This is a genomic window from Streptomyces sp. L7 (genome assembly GCF_050990935.1).
Classification (GTDB): domain Bacteria; phylum Actinomycetota; class Actinomycetes; order Actinomycetales; family Microbacteriaceae; genus Leifsonia.
Genome location: NZ_CP194644.1, coordinates 1,301,077 through 1,324,432, shown reverse-complemented (window position 1 = coordinate 1,324,432; position 23,356 = coordinate 1,301,077). Strand labels below are relative to the sequence as shown.

Sequence of the window (23,356 nt, the reverse complement as noted above, 5' to 3'; positions counted from 1 at the left end):
TGCTGCCCGGCGTTGTGCCGGGCAGCACCATCTTCGACGTCAGGAGACGCTGTGCCCAGGGAACGTGGCCAGAAGGTCGTGGCCACCAATCGCCGAGCGCGCCACGACTACACCATCGAGGACACCTACGAGGCGGGCCTCGTGCTCACCGGCACCGAGGTGAAGTCGCTGCGCGAGGGGCGGGCGTCGCTGGTCGACGGCTACGCGTTCGTCGACGGGGAGAAGCCTGGCTCGACGCCGTGCACATCCCCGAGTACCTGGACGGCACCTGGAACAACCATGCCCCGCGCCGTAAGCGCAAGCTCCTGCTGCACAAGGCGCAGATCGTCAAGATCGAGAACAAGGTCAAGCAGGGCGGCTACACGATCGTCCCGCTGCAGATCTACTTCAGCGACGGGCGCGCGAAGGTCGAGATCGCGGTCGCCAAGGGCAAGCGCGAGTACGACAAGCGCCAGGCCCTGCGCGAGCGCCAGGACAACCGCGAAGCCGAACGGGCGATGTCCAGCAGGCGTCATCTCGGCGAGTGACCGGCTCCGCTCGGCCCGCTGTCGGCGCCGGGTGGCAGGATGAGGGCATGAGCATCGACGACGAGGCGATGAGCGCCTACGCGACGGGCCGTGGAGCGACCGGCCGTGGAGCGACCGGCCGTGGAGCGACGGGCGTCGTCGCCGAGCGCATCCCGGTGAACGGCACCTACAACTTCCGCGACGCGGGCGGGTACCCGGTCCCGGAGGGCGCGGTGCGCCGCGGCAAGCTGTTCCGCTCGGACGGGCTCGCGCGGCTCGGCGACGAGGGGCGGCAGGCGCTGCGGGACCTCGACGTGCGCGTCGTGATCGACCTGCGCGACCACTTCGAAGTCTCCGTGATGCCCGACGACATCGCCGGGCTCGGCCTCCAGCACCTCCACCTCCCGGTGTTCGAGGGCTCCGGTGCGTCGCAGTCCACCATCGGCATCACGCTGGTGGGGCTGTACGAGAAGATCCTGCTGCAGCACGGCGACGTCGTCGTGACCGCGCTGCGGGAGATCGCGGACACCGGCGCGGAGGCCGTCGTCGTGCACTGCACGGCCGGCAAGGACCGCACCGGCATTGTGGTCGCACTCGCGCTGCTCGCCGTCGGCGTCGAGCGCGAGCTCGTCCTCGCGGACTACGCGGCGACGCAGGCCAACCTCCGCGGCCCCTGGCTGGACGGGATGATCGAGCTGGTGCGCAGCCACGGGGTGGAGGTCACGCCCGACCTCCGCATCATCCTCGGCGGCAGCCCGCCCGAGGCGCTCGAGGAGGCGCTCGACCTGGTGGAGCGCCGGTTCGGGAGCGTCCGGGAGTACCTGATTCGCACCGGGCTCGACGAGCTGGAGCTGGCGAAGCTGCGCTCGGTGCTGGTGGAGCCGGCGTGAGTTCACATCGAAGGCATAACCGGCGTTCAGCGGGATCGCGGTTGGATCGGGTGTTCTTGTGAGTATGGACGAGAACCAGCCCACGGAGCCGCTGTATCCGCAGCAGCAGGTGCCTCCGCAGCCCGGGCACCCGTATGGAGCGCAGCCCCCGCAGTACGGCACGCCTGCACGGCCGGCAGGGGAGCCGTTCTACAAGCGCCACGGGCTGGCCTTCGCCATCTCGACGCTCGTTCTCGGCGTGATCGTGCTGTTCGGCATCGCCGGCGCCGGTGCGTTCGCGGTGGGCTCGGTCGTCTTCCACGCCGGTTCGCCGGTCTCCCGGCTCCTGCACGACGGAGGCCGCGGCCCGGCTCAGGTGAAGCCGGGCGCTCCGCGGTTCCCCGGCCAGAAGGGTATGGGCAACGGCTCCGGGCAGGGCGGCCGCCATGACGAGGGGCCGATTGCGAAGGGCGTCGTCAGCGGCACCGTGACGCAGATCGCCGGGTCGACCTGGACCATCACGACTCAGCGCGGCGTCACCCTGACCGTCGACACCTCGTCCTCCACGGCATACGGCGCGCCCGGCCAGACGCAGAAGGCGTCCGACTTCGCCGTCGGCGACCAGGTGATCGTCGTCGGAACCCGCTCGGGCAGCACCGTGACGGCGATCCGAATCCTCAACGTCGCCGACCTCCCGCTGCGTCCGGGGCAGTCGAGCCCCACGCCGACGCCGAAGCCGAGCAGCTGAGACCGGTGTCCTCTCAGGACGCCGCGAACCGCGCGTGCACCTGCACCGCGACCGTGATGTCCTCCGGCTTCAGCGCGAGCGTCGCGCCGCCGAAATCGGCGGACATCGCGCGGGCCTGGAGCGGCTGCGGCTGACCGTTCGACGGCCCGTCGCCGAGCATCCCCGGGTCGCTGAGCGCGAGCGGCTTCACCGAGGTCAGGCCGAGGCTGGTCGCGTACACGGTCGCCTTGGCCACCGCGTTCTCCACCGCCCGCCGCCGCGCCTCCTGCGTGATCGACTGGCGCCGCGCCTCCGTCAGGCTCCAGGTGACGCCCTGGATCGTGAGGCCGTCGAGGAGGGAGACCACGCCCACCCAGTCGGAGAGCGCAGTCAGCTCGCTGAAGGTGACGTCCAACCCGATCTCCGCGTGGTACACAGGCGCGAGCCGCCGGCCGTCCTGGTTCCACGGCCGGTCGCCCCAGACCCGGAGCCGGTCGGAGGCCCACGCTGTCACCGGGCCGGTCTGCGGGTTGTGCAGCTCGCGCAGCTCGGAGGCGAGGGAGGCGTGCCGCCGGGTGGTGAGCGCGAGTGTCTCGTCGCGCTGCTCGCCCTCGTAGGCGACGCTCAGCCGCACCGCTCCCCGCTCGGCCGGATGCGTCAGCTCGTACTCGCCCTGCACGGTGATGATGGTGTCGGCCATCCACCGATCGTGGCATAGAAGAGGGGGTTGTGTTGTTGTAAGATAAGAAGCTCGCCGCCAGGAGCGGCGTGTATCTGGACAACTCAACAGCGCGCGATGACGACCCGGCCTCACGGCCGTCGCACGGGGATGATCGGTTTCGACATTGTCTGCGAGAGTGTGAGAAGCGGGTCGAGGATGCATGGTTATCTCGTAAACGATCCATGCGAAAAAATAAGTGCCAATAACAAGAGCACTGTCTCGGCCAAGGCCGACTTCGCCCTCGCGGCGTAAGTTCCCCTTCGCCACTGAAGAGACCGTCAGACCGGGAACTGTCTTCTACCCGGATCCTGGCGTCAGCTAGAAGACTTGCTTCTGCGTTGAGCATCAGGGCGCAGAGGGACTCCAACTGATACTGAGCCCGTCGGAGCAGGTGCCAGAGACAAGTTCCGGGGCTGAGAAAGCGACTTAACTGGCTACGCCCGTAGAAGGCACATGACCACAGCAGTGGACGGGGGTTCGATTCCCCCCATCTCCACCGGATCGGTCGTCGTCGCGCGTTGTTGAGGGTTCCTTGACACTTCGGTGCCGGTGTCGGTGTCGCGCTCGCGGCGACGCGCTCGAGGCGCGGCTCGCCGCTGGCTCTGTGTCCGGTGCGCACGACGGCCGAGTGACTCGAAGGCGCACCGTCCCCCCACGATCGAGCAGTTTTCGAGAAGCGCACCACCTCCCGCGATCGTAGATTGAGTCCCAGCCGATCACCGGCACGATTCGCTCACGAAGGGGACACCATGGCCGACACCACGTTCAGCAAAGAGGAGAAGGCGGCGATCCGCGCCACGGTCGCCGAGAAGAAGGCCCAGCAGGCGGGCGCCGACGCGGCAGCGGCGTGCGAAGAGGCGATCGCGGCGATGACCGGCACCGACAAGGAGCTCGCGGAGGCGTTCCACCAGCTCGTGAAGGACAACACCGCGCTCGCGGCGAAGACCTGGTACGGGATGCCGGCCTACGCCGATGCCGATGGCAGGGTGGTCGTCGCGTTCAAGCCGGGGTCCAAGTTCAAGATCCGCTACGCCACGATCGAGTTCCAGCAGCCCGCCACCCTGGACGACGGCAACGTGTGGCCGGTCGGGTTCGCCCTGACCAAACTGGTCGACGCCGACAAGCAGCGCGTCGCTCAGCTCCTCCGCACGGCCGTCGGAGGCTGACGCGCCGCGAGCCTCCGGTGCTGCGCGCCTCGGGACCGCGGACGTGGTTGGATGAGCGCGTGACCCACTCTCCCGACGGCCTTCCCTCGGCCGCGCGCTCGCGCGTGGAGCAGCAGGCCGCGAGCGGAGTGCGGTCCTCGCTCTTCTCCGCCCCGGCGGCGGCCGCGGCGCGCACCGCAGGCCTCCTCCCGGTCGGCGAGGTCTTCGGCGGCATCGTCGTCAACCTCGGCTGGACCGGCACCGGCTGCGCCTGGTGGAGCATGACCGGGCCGACGGTCGGTCCGTCCACGATGCTGAACCGCGCGGCCTGGAGGTCACCGGTCACGACCTCCGGTGGAAGCACGTACGGCGGATTCGCCCCCTACGTGAAGGCGTACGAGTCCGCCTGGTACGGCGCCGTGCGGCGGATGCTCGCCGAGGCCCGTGCGCTCGGAGCGCACGGGGTGGTCGGCGTCACCGTCCAGCGCACCCGGCTCGACGGATCGGCGTGGGAGTACACAGCGCTCGGCACGGCTGTGCGGTCCGACGACCCGCTGCTCGTGCCGTACCCGAAGAACCGCGGCGACGTGTGGAGCACGAACCTGACCGTCGAGGACACGGCCTCAGCCGTCCTCAGCGGGTACGCGCCCGGCGAGCTGCTGCTCGGAATCTCCGTCTCCACCAAGCACGAGGACTATGAGCTGCGCACCCAGCGGTCGAGCTGGGTGAACGGCGAGGTGACGGGGATGACCGAGCTGGTCCGGGCGGCGCGCGCGGAGGCCCTGCACCGGCTGGAGAGGCGCGCCACCGCTGCCGCGGGCGCCCAGCTCGTCGTGACCGACCTCGACCTGTGGGAGTTCGGGACACCCTGCGGCGAGGAGAAGGACCTCCACGCCGAGGCGACCGTGATCGGGACTATCCTGATCCCCGTCCCGCGCTACAGCCGCCGCGCCGAGCTGTCCGCCGTGACCACCGTGATCCCGCTCAGCGACCTGCGCTCGCGGGCCTGAGTCCACCACCACCCGAGAGGAACCGCCGTGTCCGACCCGCTCTCCAGCGTCACCCTTCCCAGCGACGCGCGGGCCCGCCTCGCCGACGGCCGAGCGCGGCTGTTCACCTCCGACCTGTCGGTGAACGAGTTCCTCCTCGTCCGGCAGGCGGGATTCCGGCCTGTCGGCCTCGTGCTCGGCTCCAGCGTTTACCATGTGGGCATCCAGGCTCGTAAGTGGAGCAAGAACATGGAACTCGAGAAGCTGAGTCAGGCGATGTACCACGCTCGTGAGCTCGCCATGACCCGCATGGAGGCCGAGGCGGACGCGCTCGGCGCAGACGGGATCGTCGGCGTGCGCCTCGAAATCGAGTTCAAGGAGTACGGCAACGACCTCGCCGAGTTCGTCGCGGTCGGCACGGCCGTCGTCGCCGACGAGAAGCCGCCGACCGGCACCTGGCGCAACAACAAGCGGATGCCGTTCACCTCCGACCTGTCCGGTCAGGACTTCTGGACGCTCATCCAGTCCGGCTACGTCCCGCAGGGTCTCGTGATGGGCACCTGCGTGTACCACATCGCCCACCAGGGCATGCTGGCGACCGTGAACAACCTCGGTTCGAACGTGGAGATCACCGCCTTCACCGAGGCGCTCTACGACGCCCGCGAGCTCGCGATGGGCCGCATGCAGGCCGAGGCGGAGGCACTCGACGCGGAGGGCGTCGTCGGCGTCCAGCTCCTGTCGCTGCCGCACCGCTGGGGAGGCCACACCACCGAGTTCTTCGCCATCGGCACGGCGGTCCGCCCGCTGCGCGACGACCACGTCATCGCAACACCGAACCTCGTCCTCCCGCTCACCGACGGCGGACGATGACCGAGCCCGCCGAGGCGGCAGCCGACCCGCAGACGTTCTTGACCGACCTGGTCGAGAGCGTCGGGCGCGCCCTGCCGCCGGTGCTGGCCGCCCGGGTGCTGGTAGTCGAGCGGAAGCGGACCCTCGCCGACCGCGTCTCCGGGAGGCCGGGGGCGATCTCCCGGGTCAGCCTGATCGGCACGGAGGAGACCCTGACGCTCGGCTACGAGCCTGGCCCGCACTGGAAGGGGAGGTGCACCGCGTCTACGGCGGCGTGACGATCGCCCGCCGCCCGCTCGGCCTCGGGGACTGGCTCACCGCGTTCGCGGGCCGGGTCGCCGCGCTCGCCGCGGAGGCCGCCGGAGACGCCGCCACCTCCTCGCGTGCGTTGCAGACCCTGGGCCTGGAGCCCGCCGGGTCGGAGATCCACGTACGGGACACCGCGATCGAGGGCGACCTCCGGACGCTGCCCGCGCGCCTCGGCCACCGGGTGCCGGACGAGGCCGTCGCCCTGGTCGAGGCGGATCGGGGACCTCCTCATCGACGCCCTCGCGCGGGTCGCCGGGCAGGGCGAGCCGGAGGTCGTGGTGCGGCGGACGGCGACCGTCTACCTCCCCGACACCCTGCGCGCGTACCTGTCGCTGCCGGCGGACTGGGCGGCCGACCACGTCTTCCCGGACGGGACGACCGCCGCGGCGGCGCTGGTCGGGCAGCTCACGGAGCTGGAGCGCGCGGCGAAGCGGATGCGGGACGCCGCGGTCGAGCACGACGCGTCGGCGCTGCTGGTCAACGGGCGGTTCCTGTCGGAGCGGTTCGGGGCGTCGCGACTCGACCTGCCCTGAGCAGGCCGCTCGCGCGAGCCGCCCGTCCGCCGCGTCAACCGCTCGTGTTCGAGTGCGACCGCTCCAGGTAGCTGCGGGAGCGGGACACCTGCTGCTCGAGCGCGTCCACCGTCTTCGCCATGCTCTCGACCGCCTTCACGCGGTAGCTGTCGATGGAGTCCATCGTCGCGAACACGTTGTCGAAGGCGTGCTGCAGCGTCTCCAGGCTGACGCCGGTGGATACGGCGTCCTCGTGGACGCGCGCCGTCTGCTGGCGCAGCAGTTCGCCGGTGCGGTCGATCATGGAGTTCGTCGCGTCGTTGAGCGCGCTGATCTGGTCGAGCACCAGCTCCTGGTTGCCGAGCGCCTGCGCGACGATGATCGCGGTGCGGAGCGCCGCGACCGTGGTCGTGCGGGCGCGCTCGACGCCCTTGATCAGCTCCAGGTTGTTCTTGCGGATGGCGTCGAGCGCGAGGTAGCCCTGCACGGAGACGGCGATTTGCGTCGTCAGGTCCTGGCGGCGCTGTCGGATGGGGAACAGCGCGTCGGCGACCAGCGCGTCGGCACGGCGCGGGTCGGTCGCGCGAAGCTCTGCGGCGCGCGCCTCGATCGAGTCGTCGAGGGCCTTCGCGAGCGTGGTGTACTCGCCGAGCTTGCCCATCGTCGCCCACAGGTTGGTGCGCTCCAGGTCGATGGCGGCGTTGTCCTTGAGGAGGGCGTCCTGGCCGGAGATGAGCGCGGTGATGATCGCGTCGAGCTGCTTCTGCGCCGGCTGGTACCGCTCGAAGTAGCGCATCAGCGACTTGCCGCCCGGCAGTTTCCCGAAGAAGCCTTTGGAGCCGGCGAGGTTCGCGTGACCGGGGTCGAGGTCGGTGATCGTCGTGCGCAGCTGCTGCAGCGTCTGCGCCACCTGCGTCTGCGGGTCGGACGGGCCGCCGCGACCGCGGGCCGCGGCGAGTGAGGACTCCGGGCGCTGCAGCATGCGGTTGGACACCTCGGAGGAGGACCGGATCTCCTGCACGCCCATCCGCGCGATCTCGTCGACACGACGCGTGAACTCGGGACTGCCCGGCTCCACCCCGGCGAGCCCGGCGACGAACTCGTCCGCCTTGGCCGCGAGTTCGGCCCGCTTGTCGGCCGGCACGGCCACCATCCCGACGGCCTGGTCGCCGCCGACCTCCGGCACCGCGGCGGGCGGCGTGAGGCTCACCCCGGCCGCCGGCTGATCCGGAGGCGTCAACGGCTGGTTGAGGTCGAGCTCGGACATCGGTTCTCCTCCCCGGGGTCGGGCGCGAAACGGTGCGGCGCCCGACGACAAGACACTTGAGCCAACACTAGAACGAACAGTGCGGTGGGGGCGCGCGGTTCGGGTGACTCGCAGGTGCGTGCGGGCCGTCCTACGCCGACGGCTCCCGGTCCTCCCCGACCGCCGCCGTGAACCCGGTGACCGGCTGGTTCTCGTCGAACGCGGCCGCGCGGCGGCGGAAGCCGCGTGTGAGCACGAGCAGGTACGCGAAGCCGATCGCCGTCCAGATCAGGCCGCCGATCAGCGCGTCCGCGTGCAGATTCGCCCACAGGATCCCGGTGAGCAGCATGCCGATCCCGGGGAGGACGATGAAGCGCACAATGTCGCCGAACGTCCTGCGCCGGCCCTGGCGGATCGCGAACCACGCGATCACCGAGACGTTCACGAAGGTGAAGGCGATCAGCGCGCCGAAGTTGATGAAGGCCGAGATCAGCTCCAGCGAGAACGACATCGCGAGCAGGCAGATCGCACCCACCAGCACGATGTTCAGCGTCGGCGTGTGTGTCTTGGGATCGATGTAGGCGAAGAACCGGCGGGGGAGGACGTTGTTGCGACCCATCACCAGCAGCATCCGCGACACCGACGCGTGCGACGCCAGGCCGGAGGCGAGCGTCGCCGCGAACCCGGCCGAGACGAAGATCGCCTGGAAGACCGGGCCGCCGACGATGAGGCCGATCTGGGGGAGCGGGTCGTCGGTGAACTCGCCGAACGGCGCGTTCGTCGGGAACCGGAGCTGCGTGAAGAACCCGGCGACGAGGAAGATCGCCCCGCCGATCACCACCGTCAGCAGGATCGCCCGCGGCATGACCTTCGGGCTCGTGGCCTCCTCGGCGTACATGGTCACCGCGTCGAAGCCGATGAACGAGAAGCAGACGACCGTCGCCCCGGTGAGCACCGCCGACAGCGTGACGCCGTCGTGGAAGAAGGGCTTGACCGAGGCGACCGTTCCGTCGCCCGCGCCGTTCGCGAGCTGGGCGACCACCATCGCGACGAAGACCGTCATCACGACGACGGCGAACACGAGCAGGATCATGTTGATGTTCGAGGTGCCGCGCATCGTGAAGAAGATGAGCGTCGTGACGGCCGCGCAGTAGAGCACGACCCAGATCCAGCCGGGGACGCCCGGGAAGACCTGCTCCAGGTAGAGCCGGATGATCAGGCAGTTCACCATCGGCAGCAGCACGTAGTCGATGAGGGACGTCCAGCCGACCATGAAGCCGAGGTTCGGGTGGAGGGACTCCCGCACGTAGGTGTACGCCGACCCGGCGCTCGGGATGGCGCCGGCCATCGCGCCGTAGCTGACCGCGGTGAACATCATCACGATGAGCGCGACGAGGTAGGCAGCGGGGACGGCGCCGCTGGTCTCGTCGGAGACGATGCCGAAGGTGTCGAAGACGACGGTCGGCGTCATGTACCCGAGGCCGAGGCCGACGATGGCCCACAGCCCCAGGTTGCGGCGCAGTGTGCCGGAGCGCGCGGGCGCGGGTGCGGGCGCAGTGGACGTCGTCGTCATGGGCTCTCCTTCGCAGAACGTCGACGGCGCGTGCCCTGTAGCGGCCCAGCCGATCGACGTCCCGCGACCCTAGCAGGAGAAGAGCGCTTTTCTGAAAGGACCCACAGAAAGGTGAGCGCCTCGATCAGTGGGCGGAGGTCGCGACCACCCAGTCCAACGCTACGGGGAGCGCCGTCAGCACCGAGACGTGACCTTCGCGCGGCCGGAGCCAGAGCTCGCCGCGGCGGAGCCGTTCCAGCATCCAGCCGGCGTGCGTGGCGGGGATCACGCGGTCGCGTCCCCCTGCACGAGGAGGGTCGGGGCGGTCACGGCGCCGAGCTCCACACCCCACGGGGCGACGTAGGCGAGGTCGTCGTCCACTTCGCCCGCCGGCCCCTCGGCCGCACCGGCTCCGGCGTCGGCTCCGAGCGCGGCCCACGCCCCCTGCAGGGTCTCGTAGTCGCGGTCGGTGAACGACTCCGGTTCGAACTCGGCGATCTCGGCATACGCCGCGCGGGCGTCCCGGCCGGCGAGCGCGGCGCGCAGGCCGCCCGGGTCCGCCATCCCGGCGAACCAGCCGATGTCGCCTCCGTACGGAGCGATCGCGGCGAAGGACACGACCGCGGACACCCGTGCCGGGGCGAGCGCCGCGCAGGCGAGCGCGTGCGGGCCGCCGCCGGAGGCGCCGAGCGTGGCGAAGCGGTCGACACCGAGCGCGTCGAGGACGGCGAGCACATCGGCGGCCGCGTCGGCGACGGTGCGCCCGGTCAGGGCGTCGGAGCCCGGGTAGCCGGGCCGGGCGACCGAGACGACCCGGAGGCCGCGGGCGGCGGCCGCCTCCGCGACCGGCTGGATGACGGCCCCGGTCTGCGGGGTGCCGTGGTGCCAGACCACGACGGGGGCGCCGGCATCCACTGCGGCGTTCGCGTCTACCGGGGCGGCTGCGGCTCGCGCGTCTGCGGTGTCGAAGAACCGCACCGCGCGGCCGTCCGGCCGGGTGATGCTCCCGACCCGGCCTCCGGTCAGCTCCGCCACGCGTCGACCTCGGCCTGCAGTTCGGCCTTCCGCTCGGCGGTCGCGAACGAGGCGTCGATGGAGGTGCGCGCGAACCGCTCGGCCTGCTCGGTCGTGACCCCGAGGGCGTCCCGGATCGCGAGGTAGTTGTCGCCGATGTAGCCGCCGAAGTAGGCAGGGTCGTCCGAGTTCACGGTGACGCGGACACCGGCGGCGTCCAGCCGCAGCAGCGGGTGGGCGCTCAGGTCGGGGACGGTGCGCAAGCGGACATTGGAGAGCGGGCACACGGTCAGCGGGATGCCGTCGGCGGCCAGGCGCGCCATCAGCTCCGGATCCTCGGCCGCCCGGATGCCGTGGTCGACGCGCTCCACGCCGAGCAGGTCGAGCGCCTGCACGATGTACGAGGGCGGCCCCTCCTCGCCCGCGTGCGCCACCGCGTGCAGCCCCGCATCCTTCGCCCGCGCGAACACGTCGGTGAACAACTCAGGCGGATAGCCGACCTCGGCCGAGTCCAGCCCGACCCCGAGCAGCCGCTCGGGCCGGGTGAGCGCGGCCGAGAGGATGGCGTCGGCGGACTCCACCGGCTGGTCGCGCAGGAAGCACAGGATGAGGCCGCCCGACATCCCGGCGTCGCGCTCGGCCTCCGCCAGCGCCGCGCTGATCCCGTCCACGACCGCCTCGATCGGGACGCCGCGAGACACGTGCGCCTGCGGGTCGAAGAACAGCTCGGCGTGCCGAACGCCCTCCGCGGCGGCCGTGCGGAGGTAACGCCGGGTGAGCTCGGCGAAGTCGTCCTCTGTGCGCAGCACGGCCATCGTCGCGTAGTACAGGTCGAGGAACGACTGCAGGTCGGAGAAGTCGTACTGTGCGGCGAGCTCCTCGACGGAGGCGTACGGCAGGTCCACCCCGTTGCGCCCGGCCAGCTCGAACGCCAGGTCGGGTTCGAGGGTGCCCTCGATGTGGAGGTGGAGCTCAGCCTTCGGCACGGTGAGCAGGGCGTCGTCGGAGGGCGGCGTGGTCATGGTTCGATCCTCCCACCGAACGCGGGACGGGTGGTCGTCGTCCGCCGACTCATCCTCCACGACACCGCTCGCGGCCGCGGTGGATGCGGGGGTCAGGAGACGCGCAGCAGGATCTTCCCGAGGTGCGCGGACGATTCCATCCTCCGGTGCGCCTGGGGCGCGTCCGCCAGCGGGAACACCGAGTCGATGACCGGGTGCACCTCGCCGGACTCCAGCAGCGGCCAGACGTGCTCGCGCACGGCGGCGATGACGGCTACCCGTTCGGCGAGCGGGCGCGCGCGCAGCGTCGTGCCCTGGAGGCGGGCGCGCTTGCGCATCAGGAGACCCATGTCCACCGTTGCCGGGGTGCGGTCGCGCACCGCGATCGACATGATGCGGCCGCCGGTCGCGAGGGCCTCCAGGTCTCGGGCGATGTACGCGCCGCCGACGATGTCGAGGACGACGTCGGCGCCGCGGCCGTCGGTGAAGGCGCGCACCGCTTCCACGAAGTCGTCGGTGCGGTAGTCGACGGCGGCGTCCGCGCCGAGGCCGCGGCAGAAAGCGGCCTTCTCAGGGCTCCCCGCGGTCGCGATCACCGGCGAGCCCAGCGCGTGCGCGAGCTGGATGGCCATGCTGCCGATGCCGCTGGAGCCGCCGTGGACCAGCAGGGTCTCGCCGGGTGCGAGCGCGCCGAGGTCGAACACGTTCGACCAGACCGTCGCGGCGACCTCGGGAAGCCCGGCGGCCTCCACGGGGTCCACACCGGGTGGGATCGGGAGCACGAGCCCGGCGTCCACCGTGACGTACTCGGCGTAGCCGCCGCCGGGCAGCAGCGCGCAGACCAGCTCGCCCTCGCTCCAGCGCCCGGACTCGACCTCTGCGCCGACCGCCTCGATGACGCCGGACACCTCGAGGCCGGGCCACTCCGGGGCGCCGGGCGGCGAGGGGTAGAAGCCGCGGCGCTGGCTGAGGTCGGCGCCGTTCAGCCCGGCCGCGATCACCCGGATGCGGACCTCGCCGGGCCCGGGCTGGGGTTCGGGGACATCGGCGACGGTGAGCACCTCCGCGTCGCCCGGCTGCGGCACGACAACGGCGCGCATCAGCGGACCGCCGATCCCGCTGCGGGCTTGCGCCCCAGCACATCCCGGATGCGCACCTTGCTCGAATACTCGATCGATCCGTAGCGGAACAGCCGCACCGCCAGCCGGAGCACGACGTACGAGAGAGCGAACAGCTCGACGATGATCACGATCGCCTGCCAGAGCGGCAGCGACCCGAACGCGTTGAGGATGAGCGCGGTGATCGGCGCCGTGTACGGGAAGAACGCCAGGACCTGCACGATCGGCGCCTCCGGTGTGCTGACCGCATAGCTGGACGCGTAGATCGGGATGACGACGGCGAAAATGACGACCGAGAAGAACGGTGCGGCGTCCTTCGCGGTCGGCATCACCGCGCCGACGGCGACGAGCGTCCCGGTGAACAGTGCGAACCCGCCGATCGTGATCAGTGCGCCGACGATCATCTTCTGCGGATCGAACACCAGCGAGCTCAGGTCGAAGTTCGGGATGGCGAGCTGGTCGCGGAAGAACAGGTAGCCGATCACGACCGGCAACGCGAACACCGCGATCTGGATGATGCCGACCGCGAACAGCGACACCACCTTGCCGACCAGGAGGTTCGTCGGGTTGATCGTCGTCAGGATCATCTCCGTGACCCGGTTCTCCTTCTCCTCCAGCGTCGAGTTGAGCATCTGGTTGCCGAGGAAGACGATCACGACGAAGAATGCGGCCAGGAAGATCAGCGGCGGCACGATGCCCTGGAAGCCGGGCGCGATCGCGCCGTCCTTGAACGTGGTGGTGGAGGTGTTCGTCTCTCCGCGCAGGATCGCGACGTCGACCGGGCTGTTCAGCTTCTGCTCCACACTCGTCGCCAGGAGCGACTGGGCGACGGCGGAGTACTTGCTGTTGGAGAAGACGCCGGCGTCGGCGCCGTAGACCTTGATCGTCTGCTTGGACGGGTCGGCCGGGTAGTCGAAGAAGGCCGGAGTGCCGCCGATCTGCACCTCCTCGACGCCCGCGGAGCTGCTCGCGACCTCCTTGCCGCCGTACCCGGCCGCGACGGCAGGGTCGACCAGGCCGGACGCGTCGACGTAGAGGAAGTCGAAGCGCTCGTTCTTCTGCCGGTCGGCAGTGTTGGCGCTGGAGACGTTCGCCGAGATGACGAGCGCCCCCAGCCCGAAGACCAGGATCGGCAGGATGAGCGTCACGGCCCAGAAGCTGCGCTTCTTGATCGTGCGGGTGAACTCGAACCCGATGACGGTGGCGAGGTTGTGGCGGGCCATGCTCAGTCCTCCTGGCGGCTCTCGGCGCCGTAGACCTCGACGAAGATGTCGTCCAGGGATTTGCGGGTGGGGGCGAAGCGCGTGATGTGGAGGCCGGCGTCCACCAGGCCGCGCAGGATCGCGGCGGTGTCGGCGTCGTTCGCGACCTCCAGCTCGGCGCGGCCGTCCTCGTCCTTCGCGATGCGGTAGGCGGGGGAGGCGGGGATCGTGCCGTCGTGGTCCACGTGGACGACCGTGCCGCCGAACTGCTCCTGCACCTCGGAGACCGTGCCGTAGGCGCGCGAGACGCCGTCCTTGAGGAGGATGACGCGGTCGCAGAGCCGCTCGAGCTCCTCCATCTGGTGGGTCACCATCATCACGGTGGAGCCGGCGCGCTTCTGGTCGTCGATGATGTCCATGAGGAGACGCCGGTTGACCGGGTCGAAGCCCTTCGTCGGCTCGTCGAGGATGAGCAGCTCGGGCTGGTTCATGATCGTGACGCCGAGCTGCACCTTCTGCTGCTGGCCGCCCGAGAGCTTGTCGAGCCGGACCTTCTCCTTGTCGCCGATGCCGACGCGCTCGAGGTACTCGCTCGACCAGCGCCGCGCCTTCTCGGCGCCCAGACCCTTCAGCCGGCCGAAGTAGACCATCACGTCGATGACGGATTCCTTCTTGTAGAGGCCGCGCTCCTCGGGGAGGTAGCCGAGCCGCTCCCCGGCCTCCGGGGAGAAGTCCTTGCCGTCGATGTGTAGGACGCCAGCGGTCGGCTGGTAGATGCCGAGCAGCGCGCGGATGGTCGTGGTCTTGCCCGACCCGTTGCTGCCGAGGAAGCCGAAGGTCTCGCCGCGGACGATGTCGAAGGAGAGGTCGCGGATGACAGTGGTCCGCCCGAAGTCCATGCGGAAGCCGGCGATGTGCACTAGGGGCTCGTCGGGGTGGGTGTTCACACGATCGAGCCTATTGGGTGGAGGGTGCCGCGGTCGCGGGATTCGGATCCTATGAAAGTGTTGTCCGGCGTTGCCCGCTCGGCTACGCGAGCGCGTCGAGCAGGGCCGTGTGGAGCAGGCCGTTCGACGCGAGTGACGAGCCGTGCGACGGCCCGGGCTCACCGTTCACCGAGGTGAACGTGCCGCCCGCCTCCTCCACGATCGGGATGAGCGCCGCCAGGTCGTACGTCTTGACATCGAACTCACCGACCGCGTCCAGCAGGCCGTCCGCGAGCAGCATGTACGCCCACATGTCGCCGTACGCGCGGTCCCGCCACACCCGCCTGGTGAGGGCGACGAGGCGGTCGAGGTAGCCGGCCTGATCCCACTGCGCGATGCTCTGGAAGCTGATCGACGCGTTCGCGAGGTCGTCGACCCCGGACACCCGCATCCGCCGCGGCTCGGCGCCCGTCGCGTCGGTCGTCCACGCTCCCGTGCCGGCCGCCGCCCACCAGCGCTTGCCGAGCGCGGGGGAGCTGACCACGCCGACGACCGGCTTGCCGTTCTCGGCGAGTGCGATGAGCGTGCCCCACACCGGGACGCCGCGCAGATAGTTGGAGGTGCCGTCGATCGGATCGATGATCCATTGCCGTGCGGCGTCGCCCTCCGTGCCGTACTCCTCGCCGAGGATGCCATCGCCCGGCCGTTCGGCGGCGAGCGCCTCCCGAATGGCCCGCTCGACGGCCAGGTCGGCTTCCGTGACGAACGTGCGATCGGGTTTCGTGTCGATGTGGAGGCCGCGCTCCCGGAAATGCGCGGAGGAGATCGAGTCGGCGAGGTCGGCGAGCCTCAGCGCGAGCGCCAGGTCGTCGGAGAGCTGCGGGGCGGTGTCGCGTGCGTCGTTCACGCGAGGAGCCTAGCGGCCCGGCGCGAGGACACGCCCGGACTGCGGGAGGTGCTCGCCCCGATTGGCGTCGCGCCCGACTCGGATGCTAATGTTGAGCCTCGGTCCGGGAAACCGGAGCGAATGCGCCTCTAGCTCAATCGGCAGAGCAATTGACTCTTAATCAATGGGTTCAGGGTTCAAGTCCCTGGGGGCGCACCCCACACCGCAGGTGGCGAGAAGCCCCCGATCCCTTGGAAACACTGGGATCGGGGGCTTCTTCGTTTACGGAGGCGACGCGAGATTGGGTCGTTTGCCCACATTTTGCCCACATCTCAGTGAGCCGAGTGTCGTAGCTTCGCCCTAGATGCAGTCGCTGACGCTTAGAGGCCTTCGATGCCGCAGCGCTCGCGCCGCTTTCATGCCCGGATCGGTAGGCTGCGTGCATGATCGCAGCCGAGAGTGTTGAGCTACTCAGATCGCGGCGCGTTCGGCTCAGTCCGGGACTTACAGCTCTGGAGCTCTCGGCGGTCGAAGCCCGATTCGGTTTCGACTTCAGTCCGGATCATCGCGACTTCTTGTCGATTGCGGTTCCGGAGGGTGAGGGATGGATCGATTGGCGCGGCAACGCCGGGACCATCGATGATGCTCTCTCCTGGCCCACCGAGGGCGTCGTGTTCGACGTCGAAGAAAACGCCTTCTGGCCGCCGTCGTGGGGTAACGCTCCCCACAGCCGGCCTGAGCGGTTGCGACGCGCCCGCGAGCAGATTGCGAAATGGCCCACCCTCGTCCCATTGTATGGTCACCGCTATATGCCCGCGTCGCCAGCCGGCGCGAGTTCGCCGGGTCTTCTCTGTCTGGCAGACGGACGTCATCGTCTATGGTCGAGATCTGCTGGATTACGTCCAGCATGAATTCGGAAGGGGAAGAGCCGCGCACTCAGTGGCCGGTGTGGATCCGCGCTGTTGTGCTCCATGGTCGCTTCTCGCGTTCGGGCTGGAGGAGGAGATCTAACTTCGTCCTGCAGATCGCACTCGTTCGAACGCATGACCCGGAATTGGCGCCAACGGGCACCTCCTAGCAAAATACGCTCGGCACAATCAGCGCTGTTTAGCCGTATTGAGCGGTGGCATATTCGCGGCTGAGGCGCGACGTTAGGATCCGAGAGTGTCTGATTTGATGGCTCCGTTCCCGGCTGGTACGACGGTTCGTGCAGTCCGGTTTCCAACCACGGTGCATGCGGTGAGGTCTTTGGGTGGACCCCGCCTGCCGTCTGGATTCGCGGTCGTGGTTGATGCGGGACGGCTGAGTTTCGTCGGCATGCGCAAGCAGACCTCGCTGTGGGACCTTCCGGTATCTAGCGTTCAGGCCGTTTCGGTTGCTGAGACGCGGTCTTCGCCGCCTTATCCGCAAGTGGCACTGGCGATTGTCTTGAGGGTGCGGACGGGCGTTGGGTTCACGGAGCTTCCGATCGTGCCGGTTTCGGACGATGGCAAGCGGTCGTTGACGTGGAGAGATACCGACGTGCGAGCGCTCGCGACGCGGCTTTCGGATGCGATGAAGATCGCGCCAGGCGTGGGCTGAACGCTTGTTCGGCCCCGGTAGCGGCGATCCATTCGCTTGGCCAGTAATCGGTGAATTGGGCTCCGGCGTTGCGGCGGTGTTGCTCGGCGACCGCGAACCTGTAGTTGAACGAGTCTCCGACGATCGGTCCGGGCATTTGTAGGACCAGCTCGCGGAGCGTGGCGTTCTTGGCGCCTCCGTCGAGGCGATTGGGAGTGTTTGGTGGCCGGAATTCTCTGTGACGAGTGGCTAACTCGATGGCCTGTTCCAAGGATTGGTGGCCAGCTTTGCGGCCGCCTCGTCAAGCCGCACGGCGACCATGTCGAGATCCTCGTCGAATAGATCCGCGTAGACGTCGAGGGTCATGGCGGCGCTCTTATGACCGAGCATCTTCTGCAGCACCTTGATGTTGGCGCCGGCGCTGACCGCCAAGCTCGCGGCAGTGTGGCGCAGGTCGTGTGGGGTCATGTAGTCGAGGCCGGCGTCTGCCAATGCGATCGCGAACCAGGATGGGTTGTTCTCTCGATGGTGCGGGCGGCCCAGGAACCCGCCATGGCGGCGCTCGAAGATCAGGCTGTCTTTCGACTTGCCCGCGATCGCATCCTGGATCGGTCCACCGACGATCGTCGGCAGCGGAACTGATCGACGCTCCCAGCTCTTCGGCGTCCCGAGGATCACGTAGCCGTCGACCTGCGTTGCGGAGCGCACAATCGAGATCCGATGACGATCGAAGTCGACATCTCGTGGGCGAAGAGCGATCGCTTCACCCCAGCGCAAACCGGTGTACGCCAGAAGAAGCACCAGAAGCGCCAGGTTGTCCTCCTCAATGCTGCGCACCAGGGCCGCGACTTGCGTGTGTGAGAGGTACACACGTGGCTTCTCAGAGCTCTTTCGTGGGAGGTTGTCGATCCCGCGTGCCGGGTTCTTCGGGATTCGTCCGTCCTTGACCGCGGTGTCGAGGATACCTGCGAGCACGCCTACTGCGCGAATGACGACCGTGGCTGACCGCGGCGTAGCGTCGGCTATCTTGCGTCGCCCGGCATTCTCGGCGATCCCCAATCCGAGCTGACGCACCCACTCCTCGACATCTGAGGGGCGAATGGCTCGGATCTCCACCTTGCCCCAGCGCGGCTCGACGTGAACCCTCCAGGCTGCGGCCAAAGGTGCGAACGAGGACGGCTTGAGTGCTCGTTCCTTCTTCGCGAGGAACGCGCGGGACAGTGACGCCACCGTGACTCGGCTCAGCGACGGGTCGATGTACGCCCCGGTCGCTTTCCGGACCTCGATCGAGGCCAGGAAGAGCTCCGCGTCGCGTTTCGTCCGAAAGCCACGCTTGTCGGTTTGCGAGTGGTCGGGCTTCCGATATCTGACGCGATATCGGCGACCGGACGATGTCTCGTATGGAGTAATGCTCCCCATGGCAGTGAACCTAACTCCCAGTACCGACATACATTGCGGCGATCTCGGCAGTCGGGTGCAGTCTGGAGCCGTGGAAATGGACAAGCGTCGCCCGGAACCGATGCGCTGGGGCGCGAACGATGTCGAAGCCGTAGAGCTGTGTTTTCGGTGGATGATCTACCTCGGAGCGAGCGACACCGTGATCGCTGCCGGTGAGGCTCGTCGAGCATGTGACCTCTACAGCTCTCGCTATCTGGGTTGGGTTGACAACCGCAGGGGGAATCTCGATGTCGAGTTCGTGGAACGGGTGGCGACCGTTGCACACCCTGATGGTCGGCAAGCGCTGATCTTCGTGCCAGGGGCGTGCTCCCGCAGGCTAGACGGAGAGCGGACGAACTGGGGGTGGCTGTGCTCGGATTCCACTCCGAAAACGCGACGTTGGACGGTGTTAACTCGCTTGGACGTCGTGTCCGTGATGGTGGCTTGGCGACGGGATAACACTTAGACTCCTCAGCTCCGGCCGATCGAGGGGACGTGGTCTGGAGCCGTCGGGGTCGAGGGGCCGGTGTAGCTGCGGGCTGTTCGGTGGAGCTCCTCGAGGGCCGTTGCGCGCGAATCTTCGACCGTGGGTTCGATGGTTTGGCGGTTCATCGATCCCGCGAGCTCTGCCTTCGCCGACGATTCGGTCGCCGCGACGACTATGGCCTTGTTGTCTTCCTTGCCGCGAGTGAGGCCCACGTACAGCCCGGCAGCGTCGACTCCGGGGCCGACGATGGAAACGTCTGTGGTCTCTCCCTGAACGCCGTAGACAGTGGTCGCGTACGCGAGGTGCAAATGCGATTCGGCATAACTGGCGGGAATCCTTCGCAGATCCGACATGTCGTTGGGAGCTGCCAGCAGTACGTCTCCGTTGATGATCGATTTGACCACCCACGTCTGCCTGTTCTGGACGCCGGCAGCGACATCGTTGCGTCGGGTCTGCACCAGGTCGCCTACGAAGATCGCCTGGCCCTCCTGACCAGTGGCGACCCTCTCGGTTCCGAGGGCACCGGCTGAGATCCGTTGAGCCTGGATCGACTCATTGACGGCCGTCGCTTCTGCGTGTGTGGCGGTCACGAGCGCAATGGACTGTCGTCGTTGTTGCGCCTCGAACCAGCCGTTGACCATAGCTCGCCTGGCTTCGACATCATTGTCGGTACGGATGACGTGACCAGTTTGGATTAGTTCGGCTGCGACTTCGGTCGCGGTGTCTTGACCCCGGAGTTCGCGCACTCGGAGAGTGAGATCTGCCCAGTCGGGATCCTTGAAGCGATGGCTTGTGGTCATCTCCACGCGCGACTCGGTGCGGCGCCAGAAGAGTGCCATAGCTCCGGAGTGCCCAATCGGGAGGGCCTGGCGCTCGTCGCCAATGAGCGCCACATCTGCACCGGTGCGTTCAATAACGTCGACCAGGCCCCGCGCAGCCTCGAGGTCGAGCATGCCGGCTTCATCAACCACGATGCGGTCAGCCGGGCGGATCCGCATGCGTGGGCCGCTGTAGATTCGGCCTGTCGACGGATCGTGTGCCCCCTGCTCAAGCCGACTCCACTCGGTGGCTCCGGCCTCGTTGGTCCTCCAGCGCCATCCGTAGTCAAACAAGAGCTGATGCAGCGACGACGACTCGCTCAGAGTTTCGCGTCCAGCGACGATTGATGCCTTCTTCGTCGGTGCAACGATGATCATGTTCCGGCCGTGACGGCGGAGAGCCGCGGCGGCGATCCTGAGCATGGTGGTCTTTCCGGTACCAGCGGCACCGGAAACGGTGACATTGCGTGCGGTTCCCGCGATCGCGGCGGCGCCCGCAAGCTGCTCAACGTCGAGGCCGCGACCCGGTTCGACCGCATGAGCGATGGCTTCGACAACATCCTGTCGCTCATCGACCCCGTCAACGGAGAGCATTTCGATTCGGTTGGCGAGTTTTGTCTTGAGAAGCGCGGTGTTGGTAGCCATGAGTCGCTTGACGTGTGCCGGGATGCCAGGCTCGGTGAGCAAAGCGACGGTGTGGGAGCCAGCAAGGTCGACCACGGAATCGAGGGCCTCTGCAAGTCGATCCCGAGGGGCATGGACGCCGGTTGATGCGAGGGCCCGAATCGCGCCCGCACGAATGTCCCACTCGCTGAATCGACCGCCGGTGCCAGTTGATCGGGCGTCCGCATCGACGACAGCCTTAGCTGCGAGCAGGTCGAGGTCGAGATCGGCAACGGCTACTGTGTGGAGCTCCGCACCGGGCCGTTCACGTGCAAGCTGCGGGTCGGTCGCGATCAATTCCTCGCGGACAAGCGTGGCCCAGTCGTCTTCGTCGAAATTGCCGGGCTTGTTCGGCCGGCCGGCAGCCCATGCCCATCGGTCGATCTGATTCATCACGTCGTGTGACGGTTCCTGCCCGGGATGCCGCTGTTTCCACCAAGCGATCCGCGCGACCTTGTTGGCTTCGATCTGCGCGGACCGCTTCGACAACGGCCGCACGAGATGCTGCAGCGCTGCGATCTCCCCGTCCTCATTGAGGGTGAAGCCTTTCGCGGCGAGAGCGTTGATCCAGGCGGGGTCGGTGCGCGAGGCGAGGTCGCCTTCGGCGTTGATCACGTTCTGGAACCGCAACGCCACCCGGGTGTCGATGTTGGACCATCTGCCGTCGATGCCTTGGACTTTGACGTTGAGCCAGAGGTGGCGGTGCTTGTGCGGATCCAACGATCGGGAGCGTTCGTGGCGGAGTTCGACCACTTCGATCCGGGCGAGGTCTTCGCGGATGCTGCCGCCTTTGCCGCGGCGGGCGTTGAGCTCGGACTGCCAGAGCTTGACGATCCGGTCGCGGAGGCGGTCCTGGAGGTCCTCGTACGCGGCGGCGAGGTCGGGGTCGAGCATGGCTGCAATGGAGAACGACTTCGGCGCGTTGATCGTCGCATCCAGAATCAGATCCGCGACGGGCGACTCCAGGTCGCGGCCGCGATGCTCGCCCGTGAGCGGGTCGAGTCCGTCGACCCAAGCCTTCAGTCGGTCGCGGGTGAGGAGGTCGTCGCGGATGGCACCGTTCTCGACGATGTATCGGGTCATGAGGGCGTCGGCGTAGCCTGCGGCGGCGATGACACCGTCGGCGGTTTTGGCGGTGAGAGTGGCGTCACAGACGCCACTGAAGGCGTAGTCGACTGCTTGCCTGACCCCGTGAGAGGACTGCCCCCGCTTCCATCTGGCTACTCCGCCGCGCACCTGCACTCACCTCCCGCGCACCTCGTCTTGGGCTTCCCGAAACGGGACAGCCTTGTCCTTTTCCAAAAATGTTCTTCTACTTAGAACTTCCGGTTCCAAGGTGGTTTTGGCGCGCAAACAGCTCATATGTCCGAAACCCGCTAGAAATTCATCCAAGGTGGTTTTGGCGCGCAAACAGCTCATATGTCCGAAACCCGCTAGAAATTCATGAAAATTGGGCCGTTCCCGGCCTAAACCCGGGCCGAGGACCGCACGGCCATCGTGCGGCTGACCACCGACGCTGACGCGAGCAGAATGCAAATCAGGCCGCCGGCGTGGCGGCTCACGGACCCCCTCAGCGATGCGGTCGGCGAGCTTTCTCCCCAGTGGCCTGTCCGAAACCAATGCCTTCACACCTACACGTTGTGTTTTCCAACCGGATTTGACGCGCAAATCCGAAATTCGTCGAATTCAGCTGCGTGGAACCACCGGGACGCGCCACCGCCTTGTGCCACAATTCGACTTACCCGAGCGAGGAGAGACTGCGTGACCAACCTGTTGCGAGCAATCGTCCCGATGTTCAGCGGCGGTGTGTTCGCGATCGTTGGCGTTTTGCTTTGGCGTCATGCCGAGGGCGCGGCTGAGTCCTTTCGTAAAACGGGTTCGATGTTTTTCGGCGACAAGACTGCCGAGACTGTCTATACGGCCTGGAACCTCAAATGGGGAGCCGGTGGGGCCGTCGTGATCGGCGCAATCATGTTCAGCTCCGGTCTGGTCGCCACCATCCGGCTTCTCTGAGCCGACCGTCAACTAAGCGTGAATAGGGGAGCTTTGCGAGCCCGAGTCCTCACCCGGTGGGTCGCGTACTACGCGTTTGCCCTCCTCTGGTTGATCTTCCTGGTATTCATGATGATCGAGCGGATCCGGACGTCATCGCTAGGTTCTTCGACGGAGCTGACCATTGGGATGGTGGTGCTCGGCGGAGTGCTCGCTGCGGCGCTCATTGGTTTTCCGTTGTGGGTCCTGCCGAACGTTCGATGCCGCGCCGAGCTACGTCGTCGCTTTCCCGACGCGGTCGTACTCGTCGCGCGACGCGATGATTTCCGCCCATTCATCGACGTGGACGCGCTCGACATCCCGTACCGGAGAATCCCGTACTTACTCACGGTTGTTGCAGATCGAGGCTCACTCTCGGCCTGGGCAGGAGGCGATCCAGGAGTCCAGCCACGACAGCTCGTTTCGATTCCTTGGCCCGTGTTGGATCCGTTCGAGCAGGCCGCGACAGAGGGAGTGCTTCCGCAGTTTGTCCTGCGTTCTACTGCGCATTGGAACGGCGAAGAGCAACCGCTGCAGTTGACGCTGGGCTCCAACGCATTCGGCGGGCTCTTCCCACAGACCTATGGAAGTTCTTGCGCAGCCCTCGCCGCGCTCAACGCCCGCGCGTGCGGGTCGAGGGTGAGTTGCCGCAGACATAACGCATAGCGAGAACGAAGAGATACATCACGGGGGGACGTCACGCGCGCAAGCGCAGACCGGGAGACGCTAGGCGTGAGTAGTTTCGACATGTGCTTCCGGACCGGAGTCACGATCGGCGCCTGCGGCAT

At 67.9% G+C, this 23,356-nt stretch carries 24 protein-coding genes, 1 tRNA gene, 1 other RNA gene and 1 pseudogene; 14 read left to right on the top strand and 13 right to left on the bottom strand.

What is annotated here, in order from left to right; translation table 11 throughout:
• Positions 1–51 precede the first annotated feature (51 nt).
• The 3 genes and pseudogenes from smpB (at position 52) to ACR5MH_RS06685 (ending at position 2,123) form a co-directional block, all read left to right on the top strand.
• Positions 52–527 (top strand): annotated as a pseudogene (smpB, locus tag ACR5MH_RS06695) (SsrA-binding protein SmpB).
• 47 nt (positions 528–574) lie between these two features.
• Positions 575–1,396, top strand: a complete 822-nt coding sequence (locus tag ACR5MH_RS06690) for a tyrosine-protein phosphatase (RefSeq protein WP_431346051.1) — start codon at positions 575–577, stop codon at positions 1,394–1,396.
• A 64-nt stretch (positions 1,397–1,460) separates the two neighbouring features.
• A complete protein-coding gene (locus ACR5MH_RS06685) occupies positions 1,461–2,123 on the top strand; it encodes a hypothetical protein (protein WP_433862430.1) in 663 nt (220 codons plus the stop codon).
• 13 nt (positions 2,124–2,136) lie between these two features.
• On the opposite strand, the gene ACR5MH_RS06680 is transcribed toward ACR5MH_RS06685, so the two are convergent.
• Positions 2,137–2,802 carry an SIMPL domain-containing protein gene (locus ACR5MH_RS06680; protein ID WP_431346053.1) on the bottom strand — a complete coding sequence of 222 codons (666 nt, stop codon included), beginning with the start codon at positions 2,800–2,802 and terminating at the stop codon, positions 2,137–2,139.
• 125 nt (positions 2,803–2,927) lie between these two features.
• Between ACR5MH_RS06680 and ssrA the strand changes: the two genes are divergently transcribed.
• From ssrA to ACR5MH_RS06650, 6 genes are all read left to right on the top strand, one after another.
• Positions 2,928–3,322: a transfer-messenger RNA gene (ssrA, locus tag ACR5MH_RS06675) on the top strand.
• A gap of 250 nt (positions 3,323–3,572) precedes the next feature.
• Positions 3,573–3,989 (top strand): hypothetical protein, encoded by a 417-nt coding sequence (locus ACR5MH_RS06670; RefSeq protein ID WP_431346054.1) that lies wholly within the window; start codon positions 3,573–3,575, stop codon positions 3,987–3,989.
• 59 nt (positions 3,990–4,048) lie between these two features.
• On the top strand, positions 4,049–4,978 hold the full coding sequence (locus ACR5MH_RS06665) for a heavy metal-binding domain-containing protein (RefSeq protein ID WP_431346055.1): 930 nt from the start codon (positions 4,049–4,051) through the stop codon (positions 4,976–4,978).
• Positions 4,979–5,005: 27 nt separating this feature from the next.
• Entirely contained in the window at positions 5,006–5,827 is an 822-nt protein-coding gene (locus ACR5MH_RS06660) for a heavy metal-binding domain-containing protein (RefSeq protein WP_431346056.1), read from the top strand.
• Positions 5,824–6,084 carry a hypothetical protein gene (locus ACR5MH_RS06655; RefSeq protein ID WP_431346057.1) on the top strand — a complete coding sequence of 87 codons (261 nt, stop codon included), beginning with the start codon at positions 5,824–5,826 and terminating at the stop codon, positions 6,082–6,084. Before ACR5MH_RS06660 ends, ACR5MH_RS06655 begins: the two co-directional genes overlap by 4 nt.
• Positions 6,085–6,189: 105 nt before the next feature.
• Positions 6,190–6,648 carry a hypothetical protein gene (locus ACR5MH_RS06650; protein WP_433862429.1) on the top strand — a complete coding sequence of 153 codons (459 nt, stop codon included), beginning with the start codon at positions 6,190–6,192 and terminating at the stop codon, positions 6,646–6,648.
• Between the two features lie 34 nt (positions 6,649–6,682).
• On the opposite strand, the gene ACR5MH_RS06645 is transcribed toward ACR5MH_RS06650, so the two are convergent.
• The 9 genes from ACR5MH_RS06645 to ACR5MH_RS06605 all read right to left on the bottom strand — a co-directional run bounded on the left by ACR5MH_RS06645 (position 6,683) and on the right by ACR5MH_RS06605 (position 15,593).
• Positions 6,683–7,894 carry a toxic anion resistance protein gene (locus tag ACR5MH_RS06645; RefSeq protein ID WP_431346059.1) on the bottom strand — a complete coding sequence of 404 codons (1,212 nt, stop codon included), beginning with the start codon at positions 7,892–7,894 and terminating at the stop codon, positions 6,683–6,685.
• Positions 7,895–8,024: 130 nt separating this feature from the next.
• On the bottom strand, positions 8,025–9,446 hold the full coding sequence (locus ACR5MH_RS06640) for an APC family permease (RefSeq protein ID WP_431346060.1): 1,422 nt from the start codon (positions 9,444–9,446) through the stop codon (positions 8,025–8,027).
• 124 nt (positions 9,447–9,570) lie between these two features.
• The gene (locus ACR5MH_RS06635; RefSeq protein WP_431346061.1) at positions 9,571–9,714 is read right to left on the bottom strand and encodes a hypothetical protein; all 144 of its coding nucleotides are present in this window, start codon (positions 9,712–9,714) and stop codon (positions 9,571–9,573) included.
• Positions 9,711–10,460, bottom strand: a complete 750-nt coding sequence (locus tag ACR5MH_RS06630) for an alpha/beta fold hydrolase (RefSeq protein WP_431346062.1) — start codon at positions 10,458–10,460, stop codon at positions 9,711–9,713. The genes ACR5MH_RS06635 and ACR5MH_RS06630 overlap by 4 nt, the downstream gene beginning before the upstream one ends.
• On the bottom strand, positions 10,448–11,461 hold the full coding sequence (locus tag ACR5MH_RS06625) for an adenosine deaminase (protein ID WP_431346063.1): 1,014 nt from the start codon (positions 11,459–11,461) through the stop codon (positions 10,448–10,450). The genes ACR5MH_RS06630 and ACR5MH_RS06625 overlap by 13 nt, the downstream gene beginning before the upstream one ends.
• Positions 11,462–11,553: 92 nt before the next feature.
• Positions 11,554–12,540, bottom strand: a complete 987-nt coding sequence (locus ACR5MH_RS06620) for an NAD(P)H-quinone oxidoreductase (protein ID WP_433862428.1) — start codon at positions 12,538–12,540, stop codon at positions 11,554–11,556.
• Complete coding sequence (locus ACR5MH_RS06615) at positions 12,540–13,781, bottom strand: ABC transporter permease (protein ID WP_431346064.1); 1,242 nt, start codon at positions 13,779–13,781, stop codon at positions 12,540–12,542. The genes ACR5MH_RS06620 and ACR5MH_RS06615 overlap by 1 nt, the downstream gene beginning before the upstream one ends.
• 2 nt (positions 13,782–13,783) lie before the next feature.
• A complete protein-coding gene (locus ACR5MH_RS06610; RefSeq protein WP_433862427.1) occupies positions 13,784–14,707 on the bottom strand; it encodes an ABC transporter ATP-binding protein in 924 nt (307 codons plus the stop codon).
• An 82-nt stretch (positions 14,708–14,789) separates the two neighbouring features.
• Positions 14,790–15,593 (bottom strand): inositol monophosphatase family protein, encoded by an 804-nt coding sequence (locus tag ACR5MH_RS06605; protein ID WP_431346065.1) that lies wholly within the window; start codon positions 15,591–15,593, stop codon positions 14,790–14,792.
• Between the two features lie 122 nt (positions 15,594–15,715).
• Here ACR5MH_RS06605 and ACR5MH_RS06600 point away from each other — a divergent pair.
• The 3 genes from ACR5MH_RS06600 (at position 15,716) to ACR5MH_RS06590 (ending at position 17,153) form a co-directional block, all read left to right on the top strand.
• A tRNA-Lys gene (locus ACR5MH_RS06600) sits at positions 15,716–15,788 on the top strand.
• A gap of 227 nt (positions 15,789–16,015) precedes the next feature.
• A complete protein-coding gene (locus tag ACR5MH_RS06595; RefSeq protein ID WP_431346066.1) occupies positions 16,016–16,483 on the top strand; it encodes a hypothetical protein in 468 nt (155 codons plus the stop codon).
• A 253-nt stretch (positions 16,484–16,736) separates the two neighbouring features.
• The gene (locus ACR5MH_RS06590) at positions 16,737–17,153 is read left to right on the top strand and encodes a hypothetical protein (RefSeq protein ID WP_431346067.1); all 417 of its coding nucleotides are present in this window, start codon (positions 16,737–16,739) and stop codon (positions 17,151–17,153) included.
• Positions 17,154–17,381: 228 nt separating this feature from the next.
• Here the strand turns inward: ACR5MH_RS06590 and ACR5MH_RS06585 are convergent, their stop codons facing one another.
• The 3 genes from ACR5MH_RS06585 to ACR5MH_RS06575 form a co-directional block, all read right to left on the bottom strand.
• A complete protein-coding gene (locus tag ACR5MH_RS06585; protein ID WP_431346068.1) occupies positions 17,382–18,362 on the bottom strand; it encodes a tyrosine-type recombinase/integrase in 981 nt (326 codons plus the stop codon).
• A gap of 678 nt (positions 18,363–19,040) precedes the next feature.
• Positions 19,041–21,779, bottom strand: coding sequence for an AAA family ATPase (locus tag ACR5MH_RS06580; protein WP_431346069.1), 2,739 nt, complete (start codon positions 21,777–21,779; stop codon positions 19,041–19,043).
• Positions 21,780–22,166, bottom strand: coding sequence for a hypothetical protein (locus ACR5MH_RS06575; protein ID WP_433862426.1), 387 nt, complete (start codon positions 22,164–22,166; stop codon positions 21,780–21,782).
• A gap of 132 nt (positions 22,167–22,298) precedes the next feature.
• Here ACR5MH_RS06575 and ACR5MH_RS06570 point away from each other — a divergent pair, with 132 nt between their 5' ends.
• Together ACR5MH_RS06570 and ACR5MH_RS06565 are read left to right on the top strand one after the other, a co-directional pair.
• Positions 22,299–22,550, top strand: coding sequence for a hypothetical protein (locus tag ACR5MH_RS06570; RefSeq protein ID WP_431346070.1), 252 nt, complete (start codon positions 22,299–22,301; stop codon positions 22,548–22,550).
• 90 nt (positions 22,551–22,640) lie between these two features.
• Entirely contained in the window at positions 22,641–23,234 is a 594-nt protein-coding gene (locus ACR5MH_RS06565) for a hypothetical protein (RefSeq protein ID WP_431346071.1), read from the top strand.
• The last annotated feature ends 122 nt before the right edge of the window (positions 23,235–23,356 follow it).

What these genes read in the sequence shown, in the direction of transcription:
- ACR5MH_RS06690 (WP_431346051.1), top strand. Translation starts at nt 575, where the DNA reads ATGAGCATCGACGACGAGGCGATGAGCGCCTACGCGACGGGCCGTGGA.
- ACR5MH_RS06685 (WP_433862430.1), top strand. Translation starts at nt 1,461, where the DNA reads ATGGACGAGAACCAGCCCACGGAGCCGCTGTATCCGCAGCAGCAGGTG.
- ACR5MH_RS06680 (WP_431346053.1), bottom strand. Translation starts at nt 2,802, where the DNA reads ATGGCCGACACCATCATCACCGTGCAGGGCGAGTACGAGCTGACGCAT.
- ACR5MH_RS06670 (WP_431346054.1), top strand. Translation starts at nt 3,573, where the DNA reads ATGGCCGACACCACGTTCAGCAAAGAGGAGAAGGCGGCGATCCGCGCC.
- ACR5MH_RS06655 (WP_431346057.1), top strand. Translation starts at nt 5,824, where the DNA reads ATGACCGAGCCCGCCGAGGCGGCAGCCGACCCGCAGACGTTCTTGACC.
- ACR5MH_RS06645 (WP_431346059.1), bottom strand. Translation starts at nt 7,894, where the DNA reads ATGTCCGAGCTCGACCTCAACCAGCCGTTGACGCCTCCGGATCAGCCG.
- ACR5MH_RS06640 (WP_431346060.1), bottom strand. Translation starts at nt 9,446, where the DNA reads ATGACGACGACGTCCACTGCGCCCGCACCCGCGCCCGCGCGCTCCGGC.
- ACR5MH_RS06625 (WP_431346063.1), bottom strand. Translation starts at nt 11,461, where the DNA reads ATGACCACGCCGCCCTCCGACGACGCCCTGCTCACCGTGCCGAAGGCT.
- ACR5MH_RS06620 (WP_433862428.1), bottom strand. Translation starts at nt 12,540, where the DNA reads ATGCGCGCCGTTGTCGTGCCGCAGCCGGGCGACGCGGAGGTGCTCACC.
- ACR5MH_RS06615 (WP_431346064.1), bottom strand. Translation starts at nt 13,781, where the DNA reads ATGGCCCGCCACAACCTCGCCACCGTCATCGGGTTCGAGTTCACCCGC.
- ACR5MH_RS06595 (WP_431346066.1), top strand. Translation starts at nt 16,016, where the DNA reads ATGATCGCAGCCGAGAGTGTTGAGCTACTCAGATCGCGGCGCGTTCGG.